Annotated in this window: 16 protein-coding genes; all 16 read right to left on the bottom strand. The window is 42.8% G+C overall.

Annotated features, from left to right (window positions below):
• Window positions 1–66: 66 nt before the first annotated feature.
• Window positions 67–1,152: an O-antigen ligase family protein gene (locus ACFSUC_RS10345; RefSeq protein WP_379929488.1), complete on the bottom strand. Its 1,086-nt coding sequence runs from the start codon at window positions 1,150–1,152 to the stop codon at window positions 67–69.
• A gap of 257 nt (window positions 1,153–1,409) precedes the next feature.
• Complete coding sequence (gene metK / locus ACFSUC_RS10350; RefSeq protein WP_379929489.1) at window positions 1,410–2,618, bottom strand: methionine adenosyltransferase; 1,209 nt, start codon at window positions 2,616–2,618, stop codon at window positions 1,410–1,412.
• Window positions 2,619–2,808: 190 nt separating this feature from the next.
• Window positions 2,809–3,099: a small, acid-soluble spore protein, alpha/beta type gene (locus ACFSUC_RS10355; protein WP_379929490.1), complete on the bottom strand. Its 291-nt coding sequence runs from the start codon at window positions 3,097–3,099 to the stop codon at window positions 2,809–2,811.
• 250 nt (window positions 3,100–3,349) lie between these two features.
• The gene (locus tag ACFSUC_RS10360) at window positions 3,350–3,871 is read right to left on the bottom strand and encodes a hypothetical protein (RefSeq protein WP_379929491.1); all 522 of its coding nucleotides are present in this window, start codon (window positions 3,869–3,871) and stop codon (window positions 3,350–3,352) included.
• Between the two features lie 79 nt (window positions 3,872–3,950).
• Window positions 3,951–5,036 (bottom strand): mannose-1-phosphate guanylyltransferase, encoded by a 1,086-nt coding sequence (locus ACFSUC_RS10365; RefSeq protein WP_379929492.1) that lies wholly within the window; start codon window positions 5,034–5,036, stop codon window positions 3,951–3,953.
• Between the two features lie 45 nt (window positions 5,037–5,081).
• On the bottom strand, window positions 5,082–5,951 hold the full coding sequence (locus ACFSUC_RS10370) for a stalk domain-containing protein (RefSeq protein WP_379929493.1): 870 nt from the start codon (window positions 5,949–5,951) through the stop codon (window positions 5,082–5,084).
• A 29-nt stretch (window positions 5,952–5,980) separates the two neighbouring features.
• A complete protein-coding gene (gene cysQ / locus ACFSUC_RS10375; protein ID WP_379929494.1) occupies window positions 5,981–6,757 on the bottom strand; it encodes a 3'(2'),5'-bisphosphate nucleotidase CysQ in 777 nt (258 codons plus the stop codon).
• Entirely contained in the window at window positions 6,744–7,382 is a 639-nt protein-coding gene (cysC, locus tag ACFSUC_RS10380) for an adenylyl-sulfate kinase (RefSeq protein ID WP_379929495.1), read from the bottom strand. Before cysC ends, cysQ begins: the two co-directional genes overlap by 14 nt.
• A gap of 26 nt (window positions 7,383–7,408) precedes the next feature.
• Entirely contained in the window at window positions 7,409–8,809 is a 1,401-nt protein-coding gene (locus tag ACFSUC_RS10385) for an undecaprenyl-phosphate glucose phosphotransferase (RefSeq protein WP_379929496.1), read from the bottom strand.
• A gap of 137 nt (window positions 8,810–8,946) precedes the next feature.
• Window positions 8,947–9,825, bottom strand: coding sequence for a glycosyltransferase family 2 protein (locus ACFSUC_RS10390; protein ID WP_379929497.1), 879 nt, complete (start codon window positions 9,823–9,825; stop codon window positions 8,947–8,949).
• A gap of 51 nt (window positions 9,826–9,876) precedes the next feature.
• Window positions 9,877–11,076, bottom strand: a complete 1,200-nt coding sequence (locus tag ACFSUC_RS10395) for a dTDP-glucose 4,6-dehydratase (protein ID WP_379929498.1) — start codon at window positions 11,074–11,076, stop codon at window positions 9,877–9,879.
• On the bottom strand, window positions 11,073–11,948 hold the full coding sequence (gene rfbD, locus ACFSUC_RS10400; RefSeq protein WP_379929499.1) for a dTDP-4-dehydrorhamnose reductase: 876 nt from the start codon (window positions 11,946–11,948) through the stop codon (window positions 11,073–11,075). The genes ACFSUC_RS10395 and rfbD overlap by 4 nt, the downstream gene beginning before the upstream one ends.
• Window positions 11,945–12,529, bottom strand: a complete 585-nt coding sequence (gene rfbC / locus ACFSUC_RS10405) for a dTDP-4-dehydrorhamnose 3,5-epimerase (RefSeq protein WP_379929500.1) — start codon at window positions 12,527–12,529, stop codon at window positions 11,945–11,947. The genes rfbD and rfbC overlap by 4 nt, the downstream gene beginning before the upstream one ends.
• A 3-nt stretch (window positions 12,530–12,532) precedes the next feature.
• Entirely contained in the window at window positions 12,533–13,465 is a 933-nt protein-coding gene (gene rfbA / locus ACFSUC_RS10410) for a glucose-1-phosphate thymidylyltransferase RfbA (RefSeq protein WP_379929502.1), read from the bottom strand.
• A gap of 18 nt (window positions 13,466–13,483) precedes the next feature.
• Window positions 13,484–14,464, bottom strand: a complete 981-nt coding sequence (locus tag ACFSUC_RS10415; protein WP_379929503.1) for a glycosyltransferase family 2 protein — start codon at window positions 14,462–14,464, stop codon at window positions 13,484–13,486.
• 61 nt (window positions 14,465–14,525) lie between these two features.
• Complete coding sequence (locus ACFSUC_RS10420; RefSeq protein WP_379929505.1) at window positions 14,526–17,969, bottom strand: hypothetical protein; 3,444 nt, start codon at window positions 17,967–17,969, stop codon at window positions 14,526–14,528.
• Window positions 17,970–18,006 lie beyond the last annotated feature (37 nt).

The raw sequence follows: 18,006 nt of genomic DNA on the forward strand, positions 1-18,006 counted from the left end.
AATTTCAACAGCATTCACTGAATGGCGGATACAAATGAAACTGATTTTATGAATGGTATCTCGCTGTTATTTTTTCTTGCGCCACGATACTTCGTTCTCTAATGTTAATTCATATAAACACATAAGGAGCATCATCATCAATAAGGGATAAGCAAGCGGCAGGTCCATCCAGGCATGCATCAAGAATCCCAGCGAAATAAGCGACAAACAGGAGTTAAATAGATCCGAAGCTTCATGCTTGTTTTCTACCTGTTTACGTAGTCTTCTCCACCATCCTGATAGGACATGGACAAGTGGGATTGTAATTAACGCAACGAAACTCAATATCGCAAGCAGACCTGCGTCAATCCACGTCTGCAAATAAAAATGATGTAGGTATTTGACATAATACCAATCAGGCTGCAAGGATATCCATCCATCCGCACCCACACCCCACAGCCAATTGTCCTGGATCATACGCCATCCATCCTGCCAATAGCTCCAGCGAGTAGACCATTCATGATTAGCAGTGAAACTTTGTCTTAGACGAGCCCCAAACCAATTTTGATAGAGCACACTAATCGCAAGAATCATAACCGGCAAGCTCGTAAGCAGGACAACTGGTTTCCGTTTACGCAAGTTGGAATAGTCGATGATGAGCCATGCAACCAACAGAAGACATAAAATCAACCAGACTCCACGCGATGATGTCCAGTATAAACCGAATCCGTTCCACAGAATAAGCAGCCCATCTCTCCATCTTTTTGTACGAATCCATTGATACATGCTGATCATAAGGCTGGATAATAACAAAATAGCCAAAGCATTTGCATACTCTAGCGTTGATTCCAATCGATGATCCCGCATTAGCCCAAATAAAAATCCCCACAGCACAAACACAGCGCCTAACCAGGGCCATTGATAAAAAAGGCGTCTTCGATAGACGGGCGTTAAAAGACTAAAGAGCATGATCATGGGCAAATAAAATGTAATCTTTAGCGCTTCCAAGACGGCGCTATGTCGATCCAGTGCGAAAATCACACTCACCCAGTAGCTTGTCATCCATAGCAACAAGAGAAAGTGAAATAGGTGAAGTTTTATTCTTATCAGGTAATAAGAGACTATACTGAAAAGGCTTATCCCCAACAAACTACCTGCAACGATATATGGCATGGGTTCATAATACCCCTTCGACCAAATTCCGACCCAAAAATACACCGTTAATATGATAAATATATACTTGTCCTTCACTTGTACACTAAGTTTATGATCCACCCAGGCCAATTCCTTTCGCCGTTTTATACAGTTTACCACAGAGCCACCACTCTTTTGCTAGACAGGACATTAACAAAAAGAGAAATACGAATAAAAAGACATGCCCATTTGAACTGGACATGTCTCTGATAAGAAAAATTTGAGTGATGCGGTTATTAAACTCCCGCGTCTGCTTTTAGTGCTTCAGCCTTGTCTGTACGCTCCCAAGGGAGGTCAAGATCGTTGCGGCCAAAATGACCATATGCAGCCGTTTGCTGGTAAATCGGACGGCGAAGGTCAAGCATCTTAATGATGCCGGCAGGACGAAGATCGAAGTGATGGCCAACCAGCTCAACAAGTTTCTCTTCACTCACTTTTCCGGTACCAAAAGTATCAACGCTGATGCTGACAGGCTGTGCAACACCAATGGCGTAAGCAACCTGCACTTCACACTTCTCGGCAAGCCCAGCGGCTATGATGTTCTTGGCCACATATCGAGCTGCATAAGCGCCAGAACGGTCTACTTTTGTAGGATCCTTGCCCGAGAATGCTCCGCCTCCGTGACGAGCATATCCGCCGTAAGTGTCGACAATAATCTTGCGGCCTGTTAAGCCTGCATCCCCTTGAGGACCACCGACGATAAAGCTGCCTGACGGGTTAATGAAATATTTGGTGTTCTCGTCAATCAATTCTTCCGGTACGATTGGACGAATCACCTGCTCGATCATATCTTTCTTGATCTGATCAAGGGAAATCCCCTCATGGTGTTGAGTAGAGATAACAATTGTATCTACACGCACTGGTTTGTCGTGCTCATCATATTCAATTGTAACCTGTGTTTTTGCATCTGGACGCAGGTATTCGACAATTCCTTCTTTGCGTGCTTCTGTGATTCGGCGAGCCAGTCGATGCGCAAGCGAGATCGGAAGAGGCATTAGCTCTGGTGTCTCGTTGACTGCGAAACCGAACATGAGACCTTGGTCACCAGCTCCGATCGCTTCAATTTGGGCATCAGACATTTTTCCTTCACGCGCCTCAAGTGCCGTCGTAACCGCATTCCCAATCTCCGGTGACTGCTCATCTATAGATGTAAGCACGGCACAAGTCTGATAATCAAAACCATACTTGGCACGAACATATCCGATTTCTTTAACCGTATTGCGAACAATCGACGGGATGTCGACGTAAGCAGACTTGCTTGTGATCTCTCCTGCAACAAGTACCAATCCGGTCGTTACGGAGACTTCACAGGCCACACGTGCATTTGGATCATTTTTCAAAAATGCATCCAATACGGCATCAGAGATTTGATCACAGATTTTATCCGGATGTCCTTCAGTTACAGACTCTGATGTAAATAAACGGCGACTGCGTGGTAAAGCCATTATTTTAACCTCCTATACCTGTACGGTTTTTATTTTATGTAAATCTTCGATGTCTAAACAAAAAACGAACCTTTTCCAGCTGGAAAAGGTTGACGTCTCCACGTGCATTGCCTTCAAATCAACAGTTTATATGAAATGTCGAGCACTGTCAATGCGATGAAAACATCCTGAAACCCGCGTTATTACTCATTCAAAGCAAGCTTTCTTGCGCGCGTTGGATCAGTCTGGCGGTAATGGTTCCTCCTACCGCTCCTGCATCTCGAGCGGTTAAATGCCCCCAATGATCTTTTTGCATACGTGGCGTCATGCTTCCTGCCGAATACCCAGAATGAGTACCCAATTCATCTGCGAATTCAGAAGAATAATCAGAGACCGATTTGGGTTGTGGTTTGTGAACAGGAAGACCTAACTCAGCAGCGATTTCGTATTTCAAATCATACAGCGCTTGCGCGCAATCGGGAACCACCTTTGCATTTGCCATGGGATTCATCTCCTATCGATTGGTGGAATGACAAGCATATTAAGATGCTTGATCTTAGGGTGGGATGATCGACAAGCAAATAATCGGTTTAAATGCTGGCACCACCTCAAATGAATGCCAGTTAAGTGAATGAGATGAATGAGTGCGAATTGCAAACGGGAGAATGAAGATGTATATTCATAATTTATTGCAAATAAAAAAAGCTCTGCAGTTTTATGTGCAGAGCTTTACCCCGGTCAACATGATGGCTCTACTTTGGATTACCTGATGCGTCCAGATGCAAGTAGCTACCTACCACCATGACGATAACCTGATTCTTGTCTCCTTCATCGGCGCGAATACCACGGCCTTCTCTTGGAAATAACAATAAATGATCCCGGGGGATGACAGAACCCTTTTCAATATTTTGCCCCTCTGTAACATCGGGAATGCCATTGGTATCATTGCTCACGGCTTTTGCCTTGCCAACACGAAGCGTAAACTCCGTTCCTTCTCCTGCATAAAGTGTCTCACCAGGCTGTAAGGTGATAATTTCCAGTGACGCAGATCCTCCTCCACCTTGTCCCATTTTTTTGACGATTTCATCCACTTGGTCTTGCACGAGTTTTTCAACTTGTGTATCCACATAGCCTTTTGTAACCAAGGGATCATTGACAGACCCTGGTGTCTGTGCGCTGCCTTCTGCCTTGGAAATAATGTTGGAGGACCCGATCCATACACCCATACCGATTAACACAGCTCCGATTACGGTTTTTCCAATCACCTTTTTCAAACGAATTCCCTCCATCATAAGGAATAAACAAGCTCTATCCAATGAGACGTCTTCTATCGGCTGATAGTTGCGCTCCTATCTACAAATACTTGTCCATTTTCTGATTGCGCAGTTCCTTGAGTAAGGATTTAATGTCCTGGGCTTTCTCTTTTGTACAGATTAACGTAACGTCTTCGGTATCGATGACAATCAGATCTTCGATGCCTAGTGTGGCGATCAGCTTGCCGTTACCTTCAATAATGCATCGTTTTGTATCCACACTGAGAATATGATTGCCTTTCATGACGTTCCCATTTTCATCTGTATCATTGATTCTTTCTAGCGCCGTCCAACTGCCGACGTCATCCCACCCATGATCATAAGGAATGACAAAGATATGAGGTGCCTTCTCCATGATGCCATAGTCAATAGACTGAGAGGGCATTCTCTTGAATTCAGCTTGAACGATAGATGCCGTAGATTTATTCCCCTCAGAGATGGCGATTTTCATCGATTGCAGGACTTCATGCACTTCAGGCATCAACTGCTGGATATAGCTGCGAATGACGGCGGTACGCCAAATGAAGATGCCACTATTCCAGAAAAAATGGCCTTTCTGGACATAAGACTCTGCTGTTTCTTTGTCAGGCTTCTCAACAAACTGCTTGACTCTATGAATCTCAATCTCTTGATGTTCTTCTACTTCCAGACTGCTCTCTATGTATCCGTATCCGGTTTCTGGATAGGTGGGAGTAATGCCGAGCGTGACGAGAAAAGGACCGGATTGCGCCTTTCTTGCAGCAGTCTCAATAATATCAATGAATTGATCTTTTTTATCAATAATGTGATCCGAGGGCAATACGACCATAATGCTGTCCGGATATTTCTGTTCAATGATCAGTGCCGCAAGACCTACACAAGGTGCTGTATCTCGCCCAACTGGCTCAATGATGAGGTTTTCTTTGGGCAAATGCGGAATTTGTATGCGAATCAATTCGGCATACATTTCGTTGGTTACGACGAAAATTCGAGATATATCCAGCAGTTTGCTCAGTCGTTCCGTTGTCTGTTGAATCATCGATTTCTGACCCGAGATATTTAGAAACTGTTTGGGTAAACGGGTTCGACTCTTGGGCCAAAACCGCTCGCCTTTTCCGCCTGCCATGATCACAGCCGTTAAATTCATAGAAACCTCCACCTCACTCATCCCCATAAGCCTGACGTGATGTATTTACCGGGTTTGGGTGTTAGACTCATCTCGAATCATAATCGATTGAGAACTGTTCACATACCATTCGAGTTGCCCGTCCGAGTTTTCTCTTTGAGCCAGCTCGATCTTTAATGTATAGTATCTCATTCCTGATTGGAGAAAAGCAATGTACATATTTTCCTCATTTTGGACGCGATCAATATAGTAGATGGTACCAAAGCCTGGCTGTTGTTCGTATCGAATACTGCCGTCGGGCTGCCGCACTTCAATAACGGCGAGTGGTCTGTAATTCTGTAGCAGTTTGATTTTCTCCGAGTTGAATTCTCCCGATACCAACGGCCCGGATTGCATAGGGTATTGCAAATCTAACGAGGTCATCAAGGTTTTTGCTTCAGCGTAGCGCACATACCATTGTTCTGTCTTGCTTTCCTTTACGAGCTGTAACCCCTCGATATCCACGCCTAGCCTCTCCAGATCGGTAGCACGGACGTACATTTCATACTGCATATCATGCATGGTTAGAACGGGATACTGTCTCCCGGAAAAAGAGGTCACCATTCCTTGAAAATAGGAGGCCTCGATCGTTTCGTATTCGGTCATATCCGGGATGGAAGTGGGCGGTGCAGAGGTCATATTGGAGACATAAATGGTTTTGGTCGAACCTTCCCAAACTACATCCGAATGAAGAAGCTCTCCAATTCTGGAGATAGGCAAATAGGTTCGATTTTGATAAACGAGAGGCGGCTCCTGCAATTCCACCTTCTTGCCATTGACTTGAATCGTAAAATCAGGTCGCAAATAAGCTTCTATTTTATCCAGGCCTTCCTTGGCATATGCGCCTGCGGTAAAGGCAAGGATGATAGGGATGACGAACAAGCCTCTCTTTTTCATAGGTTTATGCCTCTCTCTCCTGAAGCGATCTATTGATAATTGACAATAAAGTGGTCGTTCACTAATGAACGTTTATTATAGAGAAAACGGTTTCCCTGTAAATCTTTAACGGTACCTCCTGCTTCCTCTACAATGATTTGTCCAGATGCGGTATCCCACTCCATCGTGGGCCCAAGACGAGGATACATGTGGGCTTGTCCTTCTGCTACTGCACAGAATTTTAAGGAGCTCCCTCGCTGGATACGAGTAAACGTTACATGCTGTTCTGATAGCTCATTCATATACGCCTCTAATTCTGGAGAAGGGTGGGAGCGGCTTTCTACTAGTATCCATTTCTTCTGTTCCTCTGGCTGCTTCGTACGAATTCGAACAGGCTCTCCTTTTTCATTCCACCGATAAGCGCCTTTCCCCTCTTCCGCCGCATAGGTCACATTTGTCACCGGCACATAGATGACTCCCAATACCGGATAGCCCTTGTCAACAAGCGCAATATTGACTGTGAAATCCCCATTTCGCTTTATAAATTCTTTGGTGCCATCAAGGGGATCTACAAGCCAAAAGGTATTCCAATTACTTCTTTCCTCATAAGAGATGTTGTTCCCTTCTTCTGACAGAATTGGAATATGAGGATATTTTATCGAAAGACTTTCCGCAATAATTTCATGCGAGGCTTTATCTGCAATCGTGAGGGGAGATTGATCTCTCTTTGATTCAATTTGAAAGTCTCTTTCTCCGTATATGTCCAGGATTGCCTCTCCTGCCTTTTTGGCAATATCTATTATTTCTTTCTGTTCAATTGCTGACATCATGTCCCCCTCCAGGCTCACTGGGTATGAGGTTTTTTATACGCAGGTAGTCCATGATTTGATGAATTGCTTCCTCTACCGTGCATCGATCTGTCTCTATGATCAACTCTGGTTCCACCGGTTCTTCATAGGGCGCTGAAATGCCGGTAAAATGGTTAATTTCTCCCCTGCGGGCTTTCTGGTACAGCCCCTTCGGATCACGCCTCTCACATTCATCGAGCGAGCATTTGACATACACCTCGACAAATTCATTTGGACTGAATCGCTCCCGAACCATTTCCCTGTCTTCTCTATAAGGAGAAATAAAGGCAGACAATGCAAACAAACCTGCTTCAACAAACAGCTTGGAAACTTCCCCGATCCGTCTAATATTCTCCTTGCGATCTTCAGGTGTAAATCCCAAATTATTGTTTAGCCCGTGGCGTACGTTATCGCCATCTAGCACATAAGAACGAATCCCGTGCTGATACAATCTTTTTTCTAGTGCAGTAGACAGTGTTGATTTCCCAGCGCCAGACAAACCCGTGAACCAGACCACACAGCTTTTATGCTGATTCAACTGGTGCCGGTCCTCTCTCGAAACCTGATTTTGGTGCCATACAATATTTTTGAACTCTATTTTCATGCTGAAACCCCTTTTCTGTTCTACCTTCAATATGCATTTCGATTCCGAAAGCCATTGCGTATGGTTTTACATATAATTCGTACGTCAAACAGGAAGGACCAATTTTCAATATAAAACAAATCATACTGTATTCTTTCTTCAATAGAGGTATCCCCGCGAAAGCCATTGCTTTGCGCCCAACCCGTAATCCCCGGTCTGATCTGATGCTTCACCATATACTTCGGTATTTCTTCCTTAAACTGATCCACAAAGTACGGTCTCTCAGGTCTAGGGCCAACTACACTCATATTGCCAAGCAATACATTGAAAAACTGCGGCAATTCATCAAGACTGGTTTTTCTTAAAAGAGTGCCAAACCTGGTTACGCGCGGATCGTTCTCCACCGTCCATTTCGTATCAGAGTGAAGCTCGGTTTGGATTTTCATGGTGCGAAATTTAAGCATATGGAATTTCCTTCGATTATGCCCGACTCTCTCCTGTCTAAAGAACACCGATCCCCTTGAGGTCGTCTTCACACCTATTGCGATCATGATGAGAAGCGGCAGTGTGACGATGATGGCAGCCAGACTAAATCCGATATCGAAGGCTCGCTTGAGAAACCGATTTTTCAATTCATCTAGCGGAATATCCCGCACACTAATTAAGGGGATGCCAGCGAAATTAGTAAAATATGGCCTGGCGGGTAAATAATCATAATAGTCAGGAATAATCAATACCTTGACGCCTGATTTTTCACATATTTCGATAATTTGCCCGTACTTATAATGAGCTTCTAGCGGAAGCGCCACCACTACTTCATCTATCAACTCTTCTTCAATAATCGTTGACAGCTCATCCACTTTGCCCAACAGGCTTGGATATCCTTGCTCCTCTAAGCGCACAGCGTAATCGTCCAGAAAGCCGACCACTTCATAACCAAGCTCCGGAAATTTGCTGAGGTTGTGATAAAAGCGCTTGCCTAGCGAGCCTGCCCCCAGAATCAACACAAACTGTTTGTTGTAGCCTTTCACCCTGGCCCTGCGCAGCATGACTTTGAGGACATATCGATAGATGGTAATAATGAGTATATTGCCTGTCAAAAACATCCCCAGAAACTGCCTGGACAGGTTGAGTTGCTTAACAAAAAACAAAAGGCTGAGTAGAACCAGGAAGCTTAGCACATGAACCTGGATAATTTTATATAGCTCATATGAGAATCTTCTCTTGCGCTTGGGCAAATAAAAATCCACTAAAAAACCCGTTACCACTGCGATAATCCCGTATACCACCGACCATGCGAAGTACACCGAAAACGGAAGAGGATTCTCGAAAAACAGGAAGCCGCTTTTGAATTTGAGCCACCATGCGAGCAAGAATATAAACTGAATGGCTATGAAATCGACTAAAGCATAAATTTGAGACAGAAATCGTGAGCTCTGCCTGATCATGAGCATCCCTCCCTTTCACAGCTAGCTGGAGACGGATTCTCCTGCCTTATTCGCTCTTCATTAATCAGAACATTTTTTGTCGTTTAAATCAATAGTTTTTATACTTTCCTGATATACGAAGTCGATGTTTGACAACTCTATGAAACTGATTTTTTAGGTATCTTGAACAGGTTGCCTGCCATCGACAGGGCACATTTCAGGATGATCGCTGTATAGACGGCAGCTGTGACAGGAAAGGAATACTTCCGGGCCATATTTTTTTTGTAGAATAACAGCATGGCGCGGTGAAACTCCCAAATAAGCTTATAACGTTTCTTTTTAGAGCTGGCGCCTTTGTAATGCACGACTTGTGTGGCAGGATGATAGCAGATTTCCCATCCTGCTTGCTGGATCTGATAACACCAGTCCAGATCCTCTCCATACATGAAATAATCCTCGTCCAGCAAGCCTGCTTGTTCAATAACTGAGCGTCTCACTAACATAAACGCTCCTACCAGCGCGTCTACGGAATGCGTCGAATCTAAATCCAGGAAAGATAGATGATAGCGTCCAAAGCTATGTCGATTCGGAAATAAGCGATCCAGCTTCAACATGTAAGTCAAAGAAGCAAACGGAGTGGGGAAGCCGCGATGGCACGCTTGATCCAGCTTGCCGTCCGGCAGTATGACTTTACAGCCAGACGCTCCCGCTCCAGGGTGGTTTTCCATAAATGCTACCATAATCTGCAGGGTATCTGGCTGAATCACCACGTCAGAATTGAGCAGCAAAATATATGTTCCACACGCCCTCTCAATCCCTATATTATTAGCTTTGGCAAAGCCTAAATTCTGCTTGTTGGCTATGACAGTGAAATTAGGGAAGGCCGCCTGAATCCGAGGAACGGACTGATCCGAGGACGCATTATCGACGAGCAGCACTTCATACTGGTATTCGGTCTCTGACTGTGTCACAGACTCCAGTGTTTTCATCGTCATTTCACAGGTATTGTAATTCACCACAATAATACTCAGGTCCACGGTTCCCTCTCCTTCATCTTGATTCTTCACACATACTCCTGCGCATTGTGTCTATTTCTGATACATCCGCTCGTCATAATTTGTATATTCTCCACTTACGATTTCATTCACCCAATCCTGATTGTCCAAATACCAACGAATGGTTTTCTCGATACCCAGCTCGAACGGTGTCTCTGGATACCATCCTAATTCGGTGGTTATTTTGGTCGGGTCAATGGCATAGCGCAAGTCATGTCCCAATCGATCCTGTACATAAGAAATCAAGCTATGATTGATGTGGTTAAGGTCCGTTTTGAGCAACGTCTGATATTTCGGTTCCCGCATCATAATGTCAGAAATAGTGTCAATGATCCGTCTTACAATCTGAATATTCTCTTCTTCATTAAATCCGCCAACATTATAGACCTCCCCGCTCCTCCCTTTATGGAGTACCAGGTCAATCGCTTTGGCATGGTCTTCGACATACAGCCAGTCCCGCACATTCTTTCCTTCTCCGTATACAGGCAGCGGTTTGCCCTCCAGCACATTTTGGATCATAAGCGGAATCAGCTTCTCCGGAAAATGATAAGGACCGTAGTTATTGCTACACCGTGTAATATTAACTGGCAAACGATAGGTTTCCGCATATGCCTGCACAAAAAAATCTGCGCTGGCTTTGGAGGCCGAGTATGGACTTCTTGGGTCAAGCGCAGTTTGTTCTGTGAAGAACTGGTCCCCATAGGTCTTCATGCTCACACGATCCTTGACTAGCCGCTTCATTTCAGCATCATGCAGCACAAGCTCGCGGGCTTCATCAAAAGTTTTGGCAAGCGACCCATATACTTCGTCTGTCGATACCTGCAGAAACTTGACACCTTCGCGGTATACGGGATAACCGTCTTTTTCTTTGCCTGCTGTCCATGCAGATTTCGCCGCTTCCAGAAGATTCTGTGTACCCCGTATGTTCGTTTCTAAAAATACTTGAGGATTCGCAATGGATCGATCCACATGGGACTCCGCAGCAAAATTGACGACATAGTCGATCTCATGCTGTTTGAAAATTTCAGCGATGCATCCTTGATCCTGAGTATCCCCTTTAATAAAGGTAACTCTGGGATCGTTGAGCTCATCCTGAATCGTGCTCAGATTCCCTGCATACGTCAGCTTGTCTACAATCACGATTCGAATTCCTGCCGTATACTTGGCGAGCATGTACTTTACAAAGTTGGCTCCAATAAAGCCGGCTCCGCCTGTTACCAGGTAACGTTTCATATCCATTCCCCCCTTTGTTTCATTTCTTCCAGAAACCGAACAACGGCATCCTGCCAGTGCGGCATTCTCCTGCCGATCCTATTTTCTGCTTTCGTACTGTTCAATTTGCTGTATGGCGCCCGCTTAGCAGGGAGCTTGAAGTCATCTGTTTTACCGCGTTGAATGATGCCCTGCCACCCAATTTGCTCAAGTACATATTTGGCCTGGTCATACTTGCTGGCCTCTCCCTGATTGGAGAGATGATATAGCCCGTATGCATCCGATTGGATCAAATCCCAAGAAAAAGCAGCCAGATCCTTGGAATAGGTTGGAACCGATACTTGATCATCCACCACGATTAACTCTCTCCTGCTCTTGGACCAATTCAGGACAGATTTGTTGAAGTTATGATTACCAATCCCAAATACCCACGAAGTGCGAATAACAAATACTCGATCATAGCTGCTCAATACAGCTTGCTCACCTGCCAGCTTGGATTGTCCGTACACGTTAAGCGGATCTGTTGGGTCGGTTTCCACATATGGCTTCTCGGTTGTTCCATCAAAAACAAAATCAGTGGAAAAGGTGACGAACACAGTTTTCGTGCTCTCGGCAAGACGAGCTAACTGCCTGGGGACTTCTCTGTTCAACAGAAATGCTCGATCTGATTCTTCTTCTGCCAGATCGACATTGTTATATGCCGCACAGTTTATGATGTGCGTAACAGGATATTCTCTTACTATTCGCTCAGCCTCCGCTATATCCGTAACATCGAGGGTCATATATCCATCAAAAGCCTTATAATGAGTCGGTATAAAGGGGATGTTGTTGTCTACGAACAACTGCTGAAAATCGCGGCCAAGTTGTCCATTTGCTCCTGTTAGTAATATCAATGACGTTTCTCCTTCTTCTGCTCTATCAACTGAGCAAGAGTTGGCAATTGCTTGTCTTTATGAGATAATCGCAACTCTTCTTCAGTGAGATCATACTGCTCGAGCGGCCAATTAATGCCAATTTCCGGATCACGATATGTAATCCCTGCGTCATAATCAGGGCGGTAATAGTCAGTGCATTTATACAGAAATTCCGTATCATCCTCTAATGTCAAGAAGCCGTGAGCAAAGCCATCCGGCACATAGAACATACGTTTATTTGCTTCAGATAAAAGGACGCCACGCCAATTTCCATAAGTGGGGCTGCCTTCTCTCAGATCTACCGCTGCATCCCATACACTCCCTCTTGTTACTCTCACGAGCTTGCCTTGTGGGTTCTTGGTTTGAAAGTGCAATCCCCGCAATACGCCTTTCTTGGATTTAGAGTGATTATCTTGGACAAATTCCACATGGAGACCGATCTCCTCAAAATCTTCCTTATTATAAGCTTCCATGAAAAAGCCGCGATGGTCCCCAAATACGGTCGGCTCAATGACAACCAGTCCGTCGATACCTGTTTCAATTCTTTTAAACTTTGTCATGCATCACACCTCATCCATTCCTTTTGCAGCTGTGATCTCATAATAGTCATTGCTGATCCTCTCAAGCTCTGTATCTCCAGCTAATGCCTTTAAATACTGACCATAGGCTGTTTTCTCCAACGGGCCAACAAGATTGAGCAATTCTTTTTTTGTGATATATCCCATTCGGAAAGCTATTTCCTCAATGCAAGCAATATAAAGCCCCTGTCTTTTCTGTACAGCCGCAACAAAATTGGACGCGTCAAGCAAATGATCATGTGTACCCGTATCCAGCCATGCCATGCCTCTTCCCATATTGCATACATGAAGTGTACCCTCTTCCAAATACATGCGATTCAAATCGGTGATTTCTAATTCCCCTCTGCCGGATGGCTGCACTTTTCTTGCCTTGTCCACGACGGTCTTATCATAGAAGTAGAGCCCTGGAATCGCGTAGTCGGATTTCGGTTGATTCGGTTTCTCTTCCAGGGAAATCGCCTTCCCGTTCTCATCAAATTCAACTACCCCATACGCAGTAGGATTTATCACGTGATAGCCGAAGATCGTAGCTCCATGCTCTCTGCGTGCAGCCTCCTGAAGCATGCCGGTCAAACCATGACCTTGAAAAATATTGTCTCCAAGTACCAGCGCGCAGGAATCATCACCGATAAAATCCGCTCCGATGATAAATGCTTCCGCTAATCCATTGGGATTATTTTGCACAGCATAGGAGAACTTCAGTCCATACTGCTCTCCATCACCAAACAGATCCTCGAACAAAGGGAGGTCTCGAGGTGTGGAGATAATTAAAATTTCTGTAATCCCCGCAAGCATCAATACAGATAAAGGATAGTAGATCATTGGTTTGTCGTATATGGGAGTCAACTGTTTGGAAATTGCCTTTGTTATCGGGTACAGTCTTGTCCCACTTCCACCTGCTAAAATGATGCCCTTCACAAGGACGCCTCCCCTAATTTATTTGCTCCGCTTCCATAATAGAATCGTTATGATAAACCCAAGGTTACGTAAAAAACCATGTTTTTTGAAGCCATATTTATATAGTAATCTCATTCTAGCAACTCTGCTTTTCTGAGGAAGATATATATAGTTTTCTATACACTTTATTTGACCCTCATTTAGTTTCCCTCCAAATCTCTTAGACAAACATTTGCCCTGAGCAAGCGTTCGTTTTATCGACTCGCTTGCGTTCCTAAACTTCGTCATAAATAATTTTATCCCATACTTCTTCGCCCCAACACTATTCCTCCCGTGCTGTCGATATAAAATAGTGGGACAATTAATATAATATATCCTGCCGAAAATACTTGCTGTCAAGGCGAGCCACCAATCATGCATAATTGCTTGATTTGGAATCGGATGTGCCCGCAGTTTCAGCGGTCTGTTAATCATCAACGTACAGCCCGTAACCACATTTTGTATGAGAATTTGATGAAGCTCGCTTAATTCCGGATTCAATTTCTGATATTTCAAAAACGAATTGGATAATAAATGTAATTTTTCATTTACGACCATCAAATCAGTATGAAGCAATAGTGGTTGATTAGGAGCTTCGTTTTCAAGCTGGAGCATCTTCTCTAATGTCAGCTCCACTTTATTATTTAACCACACATCATCCTGATCACAAAACAAGATATACTTGGCATCAGAGCTGTTCATTAATCTAGAGAAGCTTTGACTAGGTCCTAACGTATTCTCTTCATCTTGTAGATACAATACCTTTTCCGAATATTGTTTACAAAAATCGTTAACTATACCCGTGGTTCCATCAGTGGAACCATCATCCCGGATAAGCAATCTCCAGCCCTGATAGGTCTGCATTAGAATGGACTCAAGAAGCTCTGGCAAGTATTTAGCTCCGTTATAGGTGGATAATAATATATCCACCCTATGCTCTCTATTGCAAATCCAATGACACTCTTTGATTTCATCGCTCATATCCAATTCTACCTTCACTGATAGTCTATATCCCGCTTTCATAATTGATAATTTTTGTCCACTAGCCAGATAGTTTTGCTTCAATTAAACCTAAATCTACTCTTTCACTATTAGGCAGTCTTATGCATCTAGATTCCATAATGGAAAAGCCCAGCTTCCGAAGCTCGTTTTCAATATCAGGCATTGTCCCGTGTAGATGAGCGTCTTCAACCATTTTTCCTTCAGAGTAGTTCCACAGCCTATTTGAGTTTTTTTCTAGGTCAATGGTGAGGAGCAAACGTCCATTTTTCTTTAGAGATTTCCTCATATATAATAAAATTTCTCTTCTAATCGAAGACGGCATATGCTCAATGACACTAATTGAATACCAAACATCCATACAATGGTCTGGAAACGTTTTTTCATTCATGGTTACATTTAGTGAAGTGATGTTTGGATTTAATTGGGAATAATCAAAATATCCCCACTCATTAGTGTCGAATAATTCATTTACACTTCTCAAAAGAGTATGATTATCAATCGTTGTGACAGTCGCTTCTTGTTCTGCCAGCAAAACAGGGAGCGGCGAAAGCCCCGCACCAAAGTCAGCAACTTTCTTTCCCTTTGTATAACCTCTGAGTTTATTAATTAGCCATGGATATTCATATACTCTTGGAAAATGCTTCGTGTACCAACCGAATAATTCCCGAGATGATTGAACAACCTTATTAAATTCTCTTGGAAATTCAACACTCCCTACTGCTGCAAGAATGATTTCAGAAGACATATCGTTAGGAGCTTCTGTAGAGATAAGCAAGCTTTCTTTGAGTAATTTTCTTACTTCTCGTTCATTATAAGGTGGTCTGCCTTCCTTTTGTCCATAAAGGATATAATGTACAAAAGGATTTAAACCTTCTCGAAGCACGTCTTGGTTGCACGCTAAATAATAATCTGTATCAAAATACTCAGATGGGTTGCGTTTTTCTTTCACCCCATGTCTAATATAATGAACAATGCGATTACTTCCTGACGTTTTCACATTGGGATTCATAATCTGATAGTATTCTTCATCGAAAAGACCCGATTGCTTAATTATGCGATAATCATGTATGAAGCGAAATATTCTTCTTAAAGGATTCCGATTAGAATTTTTATTCGTGCTAGAAGCCGAGCTCTGGTCCATTTGGTTCCCATATAAATCTTCATTTTCTTCTATGTCGAATAAAGCGTCTGAGACAGCTGGCCATTTTTTTGCCACCCATGCCATTCCATCGCTATATTCCTTTTCTAAAGATTGTTTTATTTCCTTATTCACATAATTCGAATTCACTTGTTCACCTGTAAATACACTTTTCACTTCTTCTACAAGCATTTTCTGTGCATTGACATCTAAAAACGCATTACATCTCCTTATTAGCTCCACTGCAGCAATGGGTAGACTCGTATTCTGTCTGTCAATCCCTTTTAATTCCGACTCGTCTATATTTACAATTTTCAAAAAGTCACCGATAATATCGGCTTTATATGGTCGTACAATTACGTTCTCTTCTCCCGCTATTCGACACCATACCTTCAGACTAGACGCATAATCAATATTCGCCTTCACTCTCTCATGTTCCAGAAAGTCTGAGATACACAAATTCTGGCCATAGATGGGATCTCCGATACGGCTATTTTCGACCTTAGGATTAATAACACATTGCCTGTAAAAGGACTCCAGGAACTCATCATGTTTACGAAGGTAGACAATGATCTTTAAGTTCACAACTTTGGCCATAGCCTGCCAAAACAATTTCCCGACTTCACTAAACTGAGAGGTATAATTATAGAATCCCTCGCTTGAGACTAAGATTGTATCCGAATGAACTAGAAGAACAGCTATATTTTCGAAAAATCGCATGAAACTCAACCAGTCATGATTCAGCACCGCTTGCAATAAATTTTGATGGCGGTTCTCTATCACATCTTCTGGGTATATAAATCCTTGCTTTATTAGTGTTGTCCTATTCTCAAATAAGTACTTCTGAAGAGAACTGCTCCCTGTTTTAGGTGTTCCAATATGCAAGTATACTTTTTTCTCTTGAAGATCCGGTATTTTATCTATTAGCAGTTTAGCAAAAAAGTCCTTCCAAAAATCCATATCAAACTCTATGTCACACGCATAGTAATCTGTGTCGCTAATTTTAAAAAGCTTAATGACACTTTCGAATTTACCACTGTTACTAAGAACATGAGGTAAAGATTTATGAAATGCCAGCATATGATTGGTATCATGATGCTCTTGCTTATTCGAATATCCAGAGACAAGCAATCTCTTCTTAGTTTTACTGATCATTAAATCAATAAGATTATTGAAATCCTCAGCATTATTCTGATGAATCAACACATCGAAGCAGGTTACATATTCCTGAGAGGGAATCTCATTATTTAACACACTTCCCACTCGAAGAAATTTCCAGCCGGGCCTTGTTTGTTGTGCAATATTTAGCGCTTCTTCACTGGAATCCAATCCAACATATGATTTAATCTCTAGATCCTTCATTAACTCTAGATCACCGCAACCGATGTCGAGGACGCTGTGATGTTCGATTTCTAATCGCTGTAAATAATCCCTCTTAGTACGTAGATTATCTCCTCTGCTCCCGATCCCAGATCCTAGCTCTGGAAATACACTGTAACGGTAGTTCCAAAAAATTAAATTATCAAAATGCTTCTGAATAAATAAATTTGCTTTCCTCACCATTTGTTTATACTCAGCTGTTGAGTTTGGATCGAGATTAAGCAGCCCTACCGTACTTAACTCTGCATGATAGTGGAAAACAATAGGAACACTATCCTTGGTGAAATTTGCGTGTATAGGATAGTTAAACTTTCTGTCTAAATGTTCAATAGGAATGTTAAGTTCATGAATAGCCATACAGAAGCTAACTTGATCTACGTGTACACCCCTGCCCACTTCATGCAGAAACTTATGTTCCAAGAGCCACAATGCCCGTTTTTTCCACGTCTGAAATATTTGCTTAATGAAATGACGAGGAATGACATATAATCCACCATTAAAGTTAGCGGAATAGGTCCATCCCTTATCAAGATCCGTTAACCTATTTTCAAACACAGTGAAAATACCTGCTGCAGAGAAGATTTTATCCAATATACTTATTTCAGGATTAGAGAAGTCAACAATTTTACCGCTCACACAATTTGGATCCATCTCGCAACTGAAATCTTGTGTAACAATCATGTCAGTATCCATTAGGATAATCATATCCGCTTCCATCAATGCTTCATTCGATAACTGTGAAATCTTATTGCAATACTTACCATCACCAAACTTATCTATTTTTTTTAACCGAACCCCTAATGACCCCAACTTACTTAAAAAAGCCTCATCGACCCCCTCTATATACTGCACCCAGATATGAGAGGGCGGGACGCTCGCCATTTCAAGAAGTGAATGAACCCACAACCAGCATTGGTAATGAAATCTAGGGTTAATATCTACTACACATGAGTAAAATGTTTTCACGCTCTGGACACCTTCTTTTATTATCAAATGCTTAATT

Origin of the sequence: Marinicrinis sediminis (genome assembly GCF_042685085.1) — a bacterium.
GTDB lineage: Bacteria > Bacillota > Bacilli > Paenibacillales > KCTC-33676 > Marinicrinis > Marinicrinis sediminis.

What these genes read in the sequence shown, in the direction of transcription:
- ACFSUC_RS10345 (WP_379929488.1), bottom strand. Translation starts at nt 1,152, where the DNA reads ATGCCATATATCGTTGCAGGTAGTTTGTTGGGGATAAGCCTTTTCAGT.
- metK (WP_379929489.1), bottom strand. Translation starts at nt 2,618, where the DNA reads ATGGCTTTACCACGCAGTCGCCGTTTATTTACATCAGAGTCTGTAACT.
- ACFSUC_RS10355 (WP_379929490.1), bottom strand. Translation starts at nt 3,099, where the DNA reads ATGGCAAATGCAAAGGTGGTTCCCGATTGCGCGCAAGCGCTGTATGAT.
- ACFSUC_RS10365 (WP_379929492.1), bottom strand. Translation starts at nt 5,036, where the DNA reads ATGAATTTAACGGCTGTGATCATGGCAGGCGGAAAAGGCGAGCGGTTT.
- ACFSUC_RS10370 (WP_379929493.1), bottom strand. Translation starts at nt 5,951, where the DNA reads ATGAAAAAGAGAGGCTTGTTCGTCATCCCTATCATCCTTGCCTTTACC.
- cysQ (WP_379929494.1), bottom strand. Translation starts at nt 6,757, where the DNA reads ATGTCAGCAATTGAACAGAAAGAAATAATAGATATTGCCAAAAAGGCA.
- cysC (WP_379929495.1), bottom strand. Translation starts at nt 7,382, where the DNA reads ATGAAAATAGAGTTCAAAAATATTGTATGGCACCAAAATCAGGTTTCG.
- ACFSUC_RS10385 (WP_379929496.1), bottom strand. Translation starts at nt 8,809, where the DNA reads ATGATCAGGCAGAGCTCACGATTTCTGTCTCAAATTTATGCTTTAGTC.
- ACFSUC_RS10395 (WP_379929498.1), bottom strand. Translation starts at nt 11,076, where the DNA reads ATGAAACGTTACCTGGTAACAGGCGGAGCCGGCTTTATTGGAGCCAAC.
- rfbC (WP_379929500.1), bottom strand. Translation starts at nt 12,529, where the DNA reads ATGACAAAGTTTAAAAGAATTGAAACAGGTATCGACGGACTGGTTGTC.
- ACFSUC_RS10415 (WP_379929503.1), bottom strand. Translation starts at nt 14,464, where the DNA reads ATGAGCGATGAAATCAAAGAGTGTCATTGGATTTGCAATAGAGAGCAT.